The following is a 14,190-nucleotide window of genomic DNA, read 5'->3' as shown; positions in this document are numbered from 1 at the left end:
TGAGCACGAATTTCGAGAAGAGGCTTGCATTTTAAGCTATTTTGGCTTGTAATAGAATTCTAATGACAAGTTTGGGATGTGTTTTAGCTAAAATGAAAAAGGCCGGGCTGAATTTGTCATTCGATAACTATATGATGTGGTATTGGAATCTATTTTTAGGGTCAAGCGAAAAATTTGGGGAGACAGCAATTTTGAAGATCCTGTCATTTACTGAAGTTGTACTAAATTCTATCCTATCGTCATTGTTCTTTTTTGTCTTGACACAAAAAAGAACCAAAAAAAATCAAGGCTGTTTTCATTTCTTAACGCTAAAACTGTTTTAAAAAGCTAAACAAAATAAACTCGCCCTGAGCGGCAATAATAGCTCTTGGCCTTACTGTCATACATGTTTTAGATTATCTGCAGGCGAGCTCAAACAGTATTTTGTTCTAAACGCTTTTTAAATCAGTTTTAGCTAAAATGAAAAAGGCCGATATCAAATTCTTATTCGATAAATGTATGATGAGCTCCAGGCCTTATTGTCAAACATGTTTTAGATTATCTGCAGGCGGGCTCAAACAGTATTTTGTTTTGAACGCTTTTTAAATAATCCCACAATTGTCATTAGAGTTCGTAGTGAAAGTCAAAAGAGCAACAAAGGCAAGACTCCTCGCAAGAAATTCGCGCGGAGGTGAAGTCATATTTCATTGAGCACGAATTTCGAGAAGAGGCTTGCATTTAAAGCTATTTTGGCTTGTAATAGAATTCTAATGGCAATTTTGGGAGATGTTTTAGCTAAAATGAAAAAGGCCGATCTGGATTTCTCATTCGATAACTATTTGATGAGGTATCGGGATCTGTTTTGGGGCAAGACAAATATTTTGGAGACAGCAGTTTTGAAGATCCCGTCATTTACTGAAGTTGTACTAAATTCTATCCTTTCGTCATTGTTCTTTTTTGTCTTGACACAAAAAAGAACCAAAAAAAATCAAGGCTGTTTTCATTTCTTAACGCTAAAACTGTTTTAAAAAGCTAAACAAAATAAACTCGCCTTAGGCTGTAGCAATAGCTCCAGGCCTTGGTGTCACAAATTTATTGGCTTATCTGTCAGCGAGCTCAAACAGTATTTTGTTTTTTACGCTTTTTAAATCAGTTTTAGCTAAAATGAAAAAGGCCGGATTCCAATTTCTCTTTCGATAACTATATGATTAGCTCTAAGCGTTACTGTCATACATGATTTAGATTATCTGCAGGCGAGCTCAAACAGTATTTTGTTTTTAACGCTTTTTAAATAAGCCCAAAATTGTCATTAGGGTTCGTAGTGAAAGACAAAAGAGCAACAAATGCAAGACTCCTCGCAAGAAATTCGCGCGGAGGTGAAGTCATTTTTCATTGAGCACGAATTTCGAGAAGAGGCTTGCATTTAAAGCTATTTTGGCTTGTAATAGAATTCTAATGACAAGTTTGGGATATGTTTTAGCTGAAATGAAAAAGGCCGGGATGAATTTCTACTTAATCCCTATCAAGACTTAAAAATAAGGCAACACCCCGGGAAAGCTATTCTGCAGGGTTATCCATCCAGGTCTTTCAAGCTAATTATTCCTTATCCGATGCCGAAAGTTTTACTTTCTTAAGGGCAGGGCCAAAGGCGGAAACGTCGCCTGTTCTGAGGAGGAGATAATTTTTCTCCATACTGGTCTCCTGGTGAACAGGAATCCTTAGTTTCAGTTGGTTGTAATCCTGTAAGATGGTGGTGGCATTCGTGCCAAAGCCTTCCGGAATCATCTTATAGGGTTCCGGCAACGAAGAAGGTTTTAGGACTCCACCGATCAGGTCTTTGAGTAGCTGCAGATCCGTGTGGTCTATGATCGCATCCGCATTAAGGTCAGCAGCAAGCAATCTATAAGGATCGGTAATGGTCCTGCGGCCTTTCAGATGATCTTCCAGCAATTGTACGTCAAAGAGGTCAATGCCTTTGATCTCCGTTCCGGTAAATGCATATTTCAACTCGTATTCCTGGTCCTTACGCAATCCGTTCAGGATGTAGGAGGCATTCTGATCCTGAGCAGCAGGCGTGATCACATGGCTGACCATGTTCTCCAGGCTGAGCCTGAGATTGGTTTTCTTTTGCTTGCGGGTTTCGTCCCAGAAGCTGATGGACAGATCGTAGCGCACATGGCCCAGACTGTCCTTGCGCTTGCAATCCGGTACGTTGAGGTTGTTCTGGATGATGATCTTGGTCTTGCACAGGTCTGCATTGCCCAGAGAATCCGTCACCCACATCTCCACTTCGTTTTCGCCCAGTTCGGCACAGGTAAAAATCCGGGCGCGGTCGAGTACATCTTTGGAGAAGGAATAGCGCAACTTCTGTTTAGGGCATTTATGAAAACTAGCCTTGTTCAGATCCGAGGCCCAGACCTCTATCATCCCTGATTCTGCGATGCCGTCCAGATCCTGATCCACCGGCATCAGATCTACGATCACCCCGGTGAGGCAGTATGGAGTCGGTGGAATGGTATTTTTGACAATGACGGTCAGTTCGCACTTGATCTCTGATCCGCAACCGTATTCTGCGATGTAATAAAACTTAGTGGTTCCGTTGGGATAAAAGCCGCTGGCATCGTTGCCGGTGCTGTCGGCGTATTTAGAAGTGTTGTGGATGACGAAAGGCATCTTGCAGGGGGACACTACCGTAGCGGGATCGATCTTCACATACACCCCATTGCAGTCCTGAGAGGCCACCACGATGGTGTCTTTAGGGCAGGAGATTTTAGCATCCGGATCGATGGTGATCAACTTGATGACCTGCTGGGCGGTAAAAATGCCAATGCCCGGATTTTTATAAGGGTCGTACACGCACCAGTCGAGTATCTTCCAGGTACGGATGATCTTGACGCAGCCATCGTTCACCCTGAACACCTCATCCGAATAATTCACCATCGGGCGGGCGCATTTATTGGTCTTCCAAGTAGGCTTGTCGTAGGGTCTTGGCAGGTGCTTGACGCTGTCCTGTGGATTGCAGCTCTCTATGGTGATGTCCTGAGGGAAAGTGATGTCGCGATAACCGAATGCATTGGCGTTGCTCAGGGTGATGACCTGGGTACAGGTAAGCCATTGCCAGTTGTTGGGATTCTCAACGCCCCAGGTACGGGTGATGGTCCCTACCCCACAGTCGTTGATGTTGTACACCACCTTGCAGTCGTGCTGCCACTTGATGAACCCGTTTTCGTCCGTATAGGCCTTGCCCCACTTATTGAGGTCGCTGTAATTTTCGGTGCAGGAGATGGTCACATCGCCCGGACATACCAGCCGGAAATCCTGACCCTGCATGGCGGTCAGTCCGATGAACAGTAAAAAGACAAAGGAATGGAGGAGTTTCATTCTTTGATTTTGGTTAGGTTAAAGATGAACAAATATATGAAAAGTATTTATACAAGGTTTTTGTGGGGGTGAAATTTAAGACTTGCCCTGATGGCAAGAAAAACAACCCAAGCCAAAACCAGCCTGAATCCAAAAAAAAACCTCAAAAAAATATCTTTAAAAATTTATTAACAATGTGAAATTTTTGTATTTTGCTGACCTGAAGTATACCGACGCTATTTTTGCTGTACTGCCCACACGAAACACGATGATTTTTTTAACCTGAATCCACTTATGATGAAAAAATGGAGAGTGCTCAATAAAGATTGTGAATTAAGACAAATTCTTGTATCCTATGGACATTTCAATAACTTAGAATATACAAAGGTTCTTAAAACTTGAATGTATCAAAATGGGAAATTGGAACAAAAAAGTGTTAATGTAATTATGAAGGTCGTATTAAAAATAGATTTTGGGCTGGAAGTGGACATAGCTTTCAATAAATTGTTAAATATGTGCACTTTTAGTGTTCATAAAAGAAGTTATGGGCAACCTTAAACAACGACCGTTCAAACAGTGACAGAAGAATTAAAAACATCAATTGAGGGACTTTACACGACCTTCTCACGCTATCCATTCAGTTCGACAATGGTCGGCTGCCCTTGCTGCGTTTCTGACACAGACAAAGAAAAAATTCACACTAAGCAACTTCGACATTTAGATGGTGACGACCTTTCGAGGTATGCTTTTAAGGCAATGACAACCTGGGGCGACACGGACGACTTCAAGCACTACTTGCCACGGATATTTGAGTTACTTTCAACAACTGACTTTATCGTTGACACCTTTGTTGTTTTAGGTAAACTTGACTATGGTAAATGGACAACTTGGGCGACAGAAGAGCAAAGAGTAATCAAAGACTTTTTACTTGCATGGTGGACAGACATGACGAAGAACAAAAGCTATTTCGACAAAGAGGCTTTTATAGAAATTTACAAGTTGCTTGGCGACATAGACCAATTACTTGACAGGTGGGTAATAGCTTTTGACGACAACAGTTTCAAAAACTTAATTGACTTACTTGACAACTATTATCATGACTTGACCAACAAAAGCAATCAGTGTAAAGAGGTTGACAAAGGTTCTATTGACAAACTGGTCGTTTGGCTGACGGACAAGCAGGAAATAATTGAGAAGGGCTTTTTCCACTATGAAAATATTGATAAAGAGTTTGCTGAGAAAGTATCGAACACACTTTATGTAATTGAATGGACAACATGATAGACAACAAGGCAGCCCATAACAGCACCTACAAGAAATTGGCGGTTCAGTGGTTAAATGAAGCTTTGTGCTTCGTATCAAGTTCAGTGCTGGCAGACAGTTTTCATCTCCGAAATCGCCAACTTCTTGTAGCTGCAATCCGTTAGCGGTCAGGCTAAGACGACCTCGAACACAATCATTGACAGACATAAACTATGAAACGATTAACAGTTGACGAATTTATTAGGAAAGCCACTGAAGTACATCAAGGCAAGTATGACTATTCGTCAATCAAATATGTTTATGCCTTAAAAGAAGGAGTGGAAATTACCTGTCCCATTCATGGACGATTTTTTCAAAAACCGAATTCTCACATAAGCGGACAAGGTTGTCCATCATGCGGTGGAACTACAAAATCGGACACTGCAAGTTTCATAACGAAAGCTAGACTGAAACATGAAAACAAATTTTCATACGAAAAGGTAGATTATTCCAATAATAGAACGAAAGTAATTATCACCTGCCCGATACATGGCGACTTCATGCAAACGCCAGACTCTCATTTAAACGGAAAAGGTTGCTCAAAGTGCGGAAAAATAAATACGAGCAAAAAGCTTGTTATGACTCAGTCCGAATTCATTGAAAAGGCGACAACTAAACATGACGGAAGATACAGTTATGGTAGCGTTATTTATAAAAATAGTAAATCGCCAGTGATAATAACATGCAAAACGCATGGCGACTTTGAACAATCACCGAATATGCATCTACAAGGTTATGGATGTTCAGAATGTGGAGGGACAAAAAAACTAAACACCAATTCCTTTATTGCAAAAGCGAGTGACGTGCATCTAGGTAAGTACAATTATTCTAAAGTTCATTATGTAAATAATTCTACAAAAGTTACAATTACTTGTAATGAGCATGGCGATTTTACTCAAACACCTATGAAGCATTTGCAAGGACAAGGTTGTCGCATATGTGCAGGAAATAGTAATCATTCACTCAATAGTTTTATAGAAAAAGCGAAAATAGTTCATGCCAATAAATTCAATTATGAGAAATCTAAATTCGTAAATGTCAAAACTAAGATTGTCATAACTTGCCCTGTTCATGGCGATTTTGAACAAATCCCTTCTGAACACTTGAGTGGCTACGGATGTAAAAAGTGTGGAAATAATACCAAATATTCGACAGAAGAATTTGTTTCAAAAGCAAGAGAAATTCATGGAAACAAATATGGATATCAGAATGTAATTTACGAAAGCAGTACGAACAAAATTAAAATAGAATGCCCATTTCATGGACTTTTTGAGCAACGTCCGACCAATCATTTAAATGGTCAGGGTTGTCCAAAATGTAATTTACCGAAAGGCGAACAAAGGATAATAAATCATTTGGAAAAATTAAATTTGAGTTACATTACGCAATTCACATTTGAAGATTGTATTCACGTAAAACCTTTGCCTTTCGATTTTGCGGTGACAAAAGATTCGGTAAAGTATCTTATAGAATTTCATGGTGAACAGCATTATGAATCGGTAAATTATGGAAAACACAAAACAGATCTTGATTATCGAAAAAGAATGGATAAAATAAAAATGGAATACGCTACGAGTAACAGCATTCCAATTTTAGAAATTCCATACACCGCAATTGACAGAGTTGAGGAATTAGTAAATAAATTTCTTGGAATTGAAATCAAGTAGAGTAATAAAGCCCGAACCGCTAACAGCACCTTTGCGTTATGGCGGGGGAAGTGCGAATATGAACAGTAGTGCAATTAATAAACAGTGTGCGTTTAGACAGGTTAGTGCATCTAATCCGCCACAACGCAAAGCTGCAAAACGTTAGAGATAAGCTATTAAATTAAAAATAATGGATTGGAATAAATTATTATCTACAAAAAGAATAAGTGACTTTTGCGATTTGACAAATGATAAATCTTCACAATTCAAAGATCCTAGATCAGAATTTGAGAGGGATTGTGACCAGATATTCTATAGTTATCCATTTAGAAGGCTTCAAGACAAAACACAAGTAATCCCTTTCCCTGAATTTGCATTTGTGCATACTAGACTAACTCATAGTCTAGAGGTTTCGACAATTGGACGTTCATTAGGAAAGATGGTATTTGAATTGATAAAAGGTGATTTAGCTGATAAATCTATTACTTCAAGTGATCTAGGAGCACTAGTTGCGGCCTCATGCTTCGCTCATGATATTGGTAATCCCCCTTTTGGTCATTCAGGTGAGGCCTCAATTTCAATTTTTTTTGATGGCGGACCTAGAATGGTTGATTTAAATTTTCCGTCATATTGCTATTTTGATCATCAAAATAATGATTGGAAGATTTTAGATTATAACAATAGCGAGGATGTAAATATTGACATTGCTCTTGAAAATTCGAAATATTATTATGATTTAAATCGATATGAAGGCAATGCAAATGGTTTTAGAATTTTAACCAATAATTGTGGGAAAGGAATAAATCCAACTTATGCACTTATTGGAGCTTTTAGCAAATATCCAAGAGAGTCTTTTATAGAAGAAGATCTGGATTATTCTTACGATAGAAAAGAAGCCCCTAAGCAACTAGCTAAATATGGATTTTTTCAAGCCGACAAAGAAATTTTTAGTGCTATTGCAGAAGAATTAGGCTTAGTGAAAATTAGTAAAAATCCAAAAGACTTAGCTTTTAGTAGACATCCTTTATCTTATCTGATGGAAGCAGCTGATGATATAGCCTATCAAATGATTGATTTTGAAGATGGATGCAGATTAGATATAATTCACTATCATGAAAATTACAATAAAATAACACCGAGAGAAGTATTACTTAAAATTGCCAAAATAGATACTAGGTTTTCGGAGGAACATTTAAATTTACTATGTAAAGATGGAGATCATAAGTCAGAATTGTCTTATTTAAGATCATCGGTAATTAATGTTTTGACTCACTTATGTTATGAAGTCTTTAAAAATAATTATAATTCAATTATGTCAGGAAATTTTACTAAAAGCTTAATTGATTGTATAGAAAATAAAATAGTTACAGATGCTTTAAAATATATGAAAGACTTAATCAAAGAAAAAGTATATAATTATGTTCCAGTTTTGGAATCAGAAGCAGCAGGATTTACAATATTAAAAGGCTTAATTGAGTCATTTGCACGCACTGCAAAAATTTGTGTAAGTTGTGGAGATATAAAAAATGCTGAAGAGAAAAAAATCGAATCACTTTTACCGGGAGAATATCGACCTAATTCAGAAATCGAAGATGGGATAATCAGACCTATTGAAATTTATAATAGGTATTTAAAAATTTTAGATTTTATTTCTGGGATGACGGACAAATATGCATTTGATAAGTATAGGAAAATACATGGAATAGTTATGCCAGGAGTAAAATAGCCTAAATCTACCAATGTACTTGCAATCATGCCACCAATTAGCAGAAATTTTAACTTTTGGATTTTAAAGAAAAAAATATTTTTTACATTTAGCTTATGCGCAAGCGTGACGGCACTTCACAAGTACATGGCCGTTATGCCACATTAAACAATAAAAACATATGATAACAGATTTAGAAATATTGAACTTTAGAAGTATCCAAGGTGGCAAAGTGCATCTTGAGCCTCTAACAGTAATTGTGGGAGCTAACTCAACTGGAAAAAGCAACCTTGTTAAAGCACTAGATTTTATTTCTGACATTGCTCAATATGGCATTCATGACGCTGTATACAAAAGAGGTGGATTTAATGAAATATTACCCAAACAAATCAAGAATCTAAATGGATTGGAGATATATTTTAATTTCAACATTAATCTTGATGAACCTGAAAATTGGCCAAAAGAGTTTGGAAAACTAACCGCAAAATATGAATTAGGAATTGAACAAAGCAGAACTGGAAAAATAAAAATAAAAAGAGAGTCTTTAGAGATAAAATCAATTCTATTACTTTCTTATTTTCTTGATAAAAAATGGGATGACAAAGAAAATAAGATTAAAATTGACCTTGAATTACCTGATCTAAATTTATTCCAACAATCATCTTTTAAGATATCAAGAATAAAACTAAATAAATTAAATTTTACTACAAATGTCAAATTAGATTCTGAGCATTCGTCTCTTCTTTTAAACTGGTTAGGTATTAAACGTTTTTTCGAATCACGTAAAGACAAAAAGTTACCAGAAGTTAAGGAATTAGAAAAAACCATAAACTCACTATTAAGTGCTGTTCGCCCTGGTGAAAAAAGTGAGGATTTACCAATAATTTCCCTCAATAGAATTTTATTCGGAATAAGTCCACATTTGCGCAAACTAGTTTCGGAGCTTGAATCAATTTCAAGATATGACCTTTTCATTAATGAGCTAAGGCAAGAACAAATAATTTCAAACTCAAGACAAGTTTCGGTTACTGGGGATAATATACCATCTGTAGTAAAAACTTTCGCGAAGGAAGATAAAGAAGCATGGGAAAGAATAACTAGTACAATGTCAAATATTTCTCCGTATTTTTCTCAAGTGCGCTCCGAAAGTTTAAGAGCTGGGAAAGAATATCTTCTATTCGAAGAAATATTTAATGGAAGAGCCATTGAATCTTGGGAAGCTTCAGATGGTACTTTGAGAGCACTTGCTATTTTACTTTGCTTAGAATCTCATAGACAAGGTTCAACAATATTAATTGAAGAGCCCGAACATAGACTACACCCTTGGGCAGTAAAAGACTTAATGAGTCATATAAAGGAAACAATAAGTTTAAAAGACATTCAAGTTGTTATTACAACTCATTCACAACAAGTATTGGAGTGTATTCTTCAAAATGAGCTATTAATCACTGAACGTGATGAAAATGGCACTCGATACAATACGCTAGACAAGGTAATATCAAACCCAAATATATCAATGGGAGAAATAGGAGATCTATGGACTAGAGGTTTATTAAAAGGCGTCCCTATAAGTTTTTAATTATGGCAGTAGAATTAGGATTTATTGTTGAGGGGCATTGTGAATATGAATCCATACCTTCAATTGTAGCAAAAATACATGGCTATTTTAATTACCCTATTGTCAATGCAAAGGGTATTGGAAACGTTATTAAAAATACTGGAGATGAACTTCTTTATCTCGTAAAACATTTTGCTCCAAGAAAGGTAATTATCACTCTTGATTACAGGGAAGCAGAAAGAGAAGGGTTAGTTAATAATTGTACTGAATTGAAAGAAATGGTTCTGCAAAATTGCAATGCATTTATGCAAACCCAACAAAGTGGGAGTTTAACACTTCCTGAAGAAATAGTAGTTGTCATTGCAGATAAAACATATGAAAGTTGGATTTGTGCAGATTATGAAAATCTGAAAAATAATGATTTATTCGATTCAGATAAAATAACTGAGACATATCAAAATGTTGATGCTGAAATACCAAATCCGTGTATTTGGTTACAGTCTAAATTGAAAAAAAAAATTGACATGAAATCTAGAGCAAATAGAAAAAAAGTATCACAAACTTTAAGACCTGAGATAGCGGCATTAAAATCTAGATCTTTTAGGAAATTTCATAAGGAGGTAACAAATATTAACGTGACATAACAGCACCTACAAAAAATTGGCGATTCAGTGGTTAAATGAAGCTTTGTGCTACGTATTGTAATACTCCCCATTTGTTGTACCAAAAGTTCATTAAGTTAAGCTAATAAAATTCATATTAAACAGCCTAATTTTTATTTGACTCTTCATACCTTTTATTCGGTGATTGATTTGTGGTTTGATGCTTTTTCTGTTCCCAATAAGTGATATGCTTATGAACTACCTCAAAAAGTTCAAAACCATTATCGCATGGATTGAAATAAATAAATGTACACAAATTGTAGATTCCGAAGCAATCTGCCTCCCTATTCCGTTTCAAAGTGCCCCACTATTCCGGTGAAGCTGACCCTTCACATTTCCAAAATTCGGATCTTTTTCATAGTAATATAATAAGTTAATTAGGTTGATGAATGGAGACTGCCATTCAATTGGAACTGCCCATCCCACTCATGGTGGTCTGATAAATGTTTCCCACTCTAACCTTCAGTAAACCCCCAATCTATGAACACACCTTAGCTCAGCTTGACACTTACAAAAAACATAGCCTGTCTATAAGACTTCGCACCATCTTTCCGGTCATTAATTGTGATTTCCCTACTGTCATTCTTGGTTCCATGATTATTACCTTCCAGAAAAGGTCATTTTTTGCTAAAACACGGAAATGAATAATATCTTTGAACAATACTATTTCATTAACCCAGTAGAGCACAAATGCAAGGAAAACAACTTAGAAAATTAGAAGCCGAACTGTGGAGAGCCGCAGACCAACTGAGGGCAAACAGTAAACTGACTGCTTCGGAATACTCAATGCCCGTATTGGGACTGATATTTTTACGACACGCTTACAACCGCTTTCAAAAAGTAAAAGTGGAAGTGGAGAAAACCTTGCCCTCGCATCCACAACGGGGCAAACGACCGCTGACCAAAAAGGACTTTGAAGAGCAAAACTCCATGTTTCTGCCTGAGAAATCGCAGTTTGATTACTTGGTTTCATTGCCCGAAAGTGCCGATATAGGGGAAGCCATTGACAACGCCATGAAACTGATTGAGGACGAATATGAAAACCTCAAAGGTGTATTGCCCAAGAATTTCTCCATTTTCAGCAAGGACTTGTTGAGGGAACTGCTCCGCATTTTCAATAAAGAAGTGTTGCAGAAAGCCGAAGGAGATTTGTTCGGAAAGATATACGAATACTTTCTAAACAAATTTGCAATGACCGGGGCACAGGAAGGCGGGGAGTTTTTTACGCCCATGAGTTTGGTGCAAACCATTGTAAACGTCATTGAACCCGACCATGGCATAGTGTTTGACCCTGCCTGCGGCAGTGCGGGTATGTTTGTGCAAACAGGCTATTTCATAGAAAACGAAGGTCTGAAACCTGCTGAGAAGGTAACCTTTTACGGACAGGAAAAAGCCGAACTCAATACCAAACTTGCCAAAATGAACCTGGCAGTACACGGCCTGGAAGGCAACATACAGGAGGGCAATACTTTTTACGAAGACAAACATAACCTGGTTGGGGGTGCGGACTTTGTAATGGCAAATCCTCCGTTTAATGTGGATGGTGTGGACAAAGGTAAAGATGCCGTTAAGAAAGACCCGCGGCTGATGTTGGACGGAAAAGTTTACCTGCCTAAAAACGACAACGCCAATTATTTGTGGATTCAGTATTTCTACAACTACCTGAAACCAACAGGCAGAGCGGGTTTTGTAATGGCTTCCTCTGCCAGCGATGCAGGACACAGCGAAAAAGACATACGGGAGAAGTTGGTAAAAACCGGTGCCGTAGATGTGATGATGGCGATTGGCAACAACTTTTTCTATACCCGTTCCTTGCCTTGCACGCTTTGGTTTTTTGACCGGGGAAAAGAGTCTAAACACGATTTTGAGGATTCTGAGATTAACACAATTAAGGCAAACGGAGAACAAAAATCCTGTCTATCCTTTAATCAGCGTAATCGTGTCCTGATGCTGGATGCCCGAAAAATTTACCGCAAGGTAACCAGTAAGGTAAACGACTTTAGCTCCGAGCAATTGCAAAACCTGATTTGCATTGTAAACCTGTACAGAGGTAATACCAAAAAGTTTGAAAGTACGGTAAAAAGTTATTTGCAAACCTCTGCCTACTTAGCCAAAGAAACAGCCGAAGCGACCACTGAACTGCAAAAGCATTTACAGAAAGTGTTTAAAACAGTAAGCGAATATTGTCTAAAACAGGATTCTCAGGATTTAAGGATTGACAAGATGATTCCTGAGTGGATTGAAATAACAAGCGAAGCCAAAACCATTTTTGAACAGCAAAACAATTTGCTTGCAGATATTTCTCGCTTAGATAATCCTGCCAATCCAATATTCGAGAAAATCGTATCCCAGACAAAAGGATTGCGCAAGCCTCAAGACAAACTCATCAAGCAGTTGCTCGACGCCATCAGCACAGCCGCCAAAGAATACCAACTCAACAAAAACAAAGATTGGAAAGAGTTGAACTTAAAAGAACATCTTGACCACCTAAAAGCCCTGCAACAACAACTCAGCGGCAACCCCGATGAAGAAGAACCCGGCTTGCTGCATGAAACCGAATATTTCTACAAACAAGCCCATTGGCTTACGAGCCGTTTCCCCGAAGGCGTTTATACCGATGTTGAAGGACTGTGCAAAGTAGTAACGCAAAATGAAATAGAAGCCAAAGACTGGAGCCTGAGTCCGGGCAGGTATGTAGGGGTGGACACCAGCACCGATGAGGATATTGACTACGAAGAACGATTGAAAGAAATACACATAGAGTTGGAGGGCTTGAACGAAGAAGCCATTGCTTTGGCGGATGCCATTTCTAAAAACTTTAAATCGGTTTTTGTATGAAATGGGAATTAAAATCATTTGATGAAATTGGTTTTATCGGAAGAGGTAAATCACGTCATAGACCAAGAAATGCAGAGCATTTGTATGGCGGTATATATCCATTTGTTCAAACAGGTGATATCAAAGCGGCAGGTTTTAGGATAAATGAATACTCACAAACATATAATGAAGCAGGACTTGAACAAAGTAAACTCTGGAAAGAAGGAACACTTTGTATTACGATAGCAGCAAATATTGCCGATACAGCCATTTTAGGAGTTGACGCTTGCTTTCCTGATAGTGTAATTGGCTTTGTACCTTATGAAGATAAAAGTGATGTTCGCTTTGTAAAATACTTCTTTGATATTTTTCAAGCAAGAATGAAAAGTATTGCAGTAGGTGCTGCACAAGATAATTTAAGTCTAGAAAAACTTCTAACTTTTAAAATTCCTACTCCCCCCCTCCCCACCCAACGCAAAATCGCTTCCATTTTATCGGCTTATGATGATTTGATTGAGAATAATTTGAAGCGGATAAAGTTGCTGGAGGAAAAGGCGTTATGTGAATACAAGTTGATTAATGAATTTAAAAATACAAAAATTCTTGGCGATGTTTTGAAATTAAATTATGGAAAGTCTTTAAGTGCTGATAACAGAAATCCTGGCATGTATCCTGTATACGGTTCAAGCGGTGTAGTTGGTTTTAATGAATTATCATTAGTAAAAGGACCAGGTGTTATTGTTGGGAGAAAGGGGAATGTTGGAACTGTCTTTTGGAGTCATTCCGACTTCTTCCCTATTGATACAGTTTACTATGTTGAATCAGAAATTAGCTTATACTTTCTTTATTTCAACCTGAAACATAGCCAGCATTTTGACAATAGTGATGCAGCTGTTCCTGGTTTAAACCGAACCTCCGCTTTGAGTAATAAAATTCATTTGCCATCATTGACTGATATAAAAGCATTTGAAGACTATTGTAAACCAATTTTTTGTTTAATGAATGTCCTTCAAAAGCAAAACACCAAACTCCGGGAGGGACGGGATATTTTATTACCTAAACTGATGAGTGGGCAAATAGAAGTCTGAATTAGGATTTTTTGGATTAAAGGATGATAAGATTATCAAAAGAAAAGAATTGAAAATAAAAGAAAAGTAAAGT

At 37.6% G+C, this 14,190-nt stretch carries 9 protein-coding genes; 8 read left to right on the top strand and 1 reads right to left on the bottom strand.

Annotated elements, in window-relative coordinates:
• Window positions 1-1,575 precede the first annotated feature (1,575 nt).
• A complete protein-coding gene (locus IPJ53_08315; protein MBK7799102.1) occupies window positions 1,576-3,360 on the bottom strand; it encodes a hypothetical protein in 1,785 nt (594 codons plus the stop codon).
• 555 nt (window positions 3,361-3,915) lie between these two features.
• Between IPJ53_08315 and IPJ53_08310 the strand changes: the two genes are divergently transcribed.
• From IPJ53_08310 to IPJ53_08275, 8 genes are all read left to right on the top strand, one after another.
• Window positions 3,916-4,620 (top strand): hypothetical protein, encoded by a 705-nt coding sequence (locus tag IPJ53_08310; GenBank protein ID MBK7799101.1) that lies wholly within the window; start codon window positions 3,916-3,918, stop codon window positions 4,618-4,620.
• On the top strand, window positions 4,617-4,766 hold the full coding sequence (locus IPJ53_08305) for a hypothetical protein (GenBank protein ID MBK7799100.1): 150 nt from the start codon (window positions 4,617-4,619) through the stop codon (window positions 4,764-4,766). The genes IPJ53_08310 and IPJ53_08305 overlap by 4 nt, the downstream gene beginning before the upstream one ends.
• 48 nt (window positions 4,767-4,814) lie before the next feature.
• The gene (locus IPJ53_08300; GenBank protein MBK7799099.1) at window positions 4,815-6,308 is read left to right on the top strand and encodes a hypothetical protein; all 1,494 of its coding nucleotides are present in this window, start codon (window positions 4,815-4,817) and stop codon (window positions 6,306-6,308) included.
• A 169-nt stretch (window positions 6,309-6,477) separates the two neighbouring features.
• Window positions 6,478-8,013, top strand: coding sequence for a dNTP triphosphohydrolase (gene dgt / locus IPJ53_08295; GenBank protein MBK7799098.1), 1,536 nt, complete (start codon window positions 6,478-6,480; stop codon window positions 8,011-8,013).
• A gap of 160 nt (window positions 8,014-8,173) precedes the next feature.
• Window positions 8,174-9,571 (top strand): AAA family ATPase, encoded by a 1,398-nt coding sequence (locus IPJ53_08290; GenBank protein ID MBK7799097.1) that lies wholly within the window; start codon window positions 8,174-8,176, stop codon window positions 9,569-9,571.
• Window positions 9,572-9,573: 2 nt separating this feature from the next.
• Window positions 9,574-10,194: a DUF4276 family protein gene (locus tag IPJ53_08285; GenBank protein MBK7799096.1), complete on the top strand. Its 621-nt coding sequence runs from the start codon at window positions 9,574-9,576 to the stop codon at window positions 10,192-10,194.
• 708 nt (window positions 10,195-10,902) lie between these two features.
• A complete protein-coding gene (locus IPJ53_08280; protein ID MBK7799095.1) occupies window positions 10,903-13,050 on the top strand; it encodes an SAM-dependent DNA methyltransferase in 2,148 nt (715 codons plus the stop codon).
• The gene (locus tag IPJ53_08275; GenBank protein ID MBK7799094.1) at window positions 13,047-14,117 is read left to right on the top strand and encodes a restriction endonuclease subunit S; all 1,071 of its coding nucleotides are present in this window, start codon (window positions 13,047-13,049) and stop codon (window positions 14,115-14,117) included. The genes IPJ53_08280 and IPJ53_08275 overlap by 4 nt, the downstream gene beginning before the upstream one ends.
• Window positions 14,118-14,190: the final 73 nt, after the last annotated feature.

The organism is Candidatus Vicinibacter affinis (assembly GCA_016714365.1).
Classification (GTDB): Bacteria; Bacteroidota; Bacteroidia; order Chitinophagales; family Saprospiraceae; genus Vicinibacter; species Vicinibacter affinis.
This window is presented reverse-complemented; position numbering and strand designations above follow the sequence as displayed.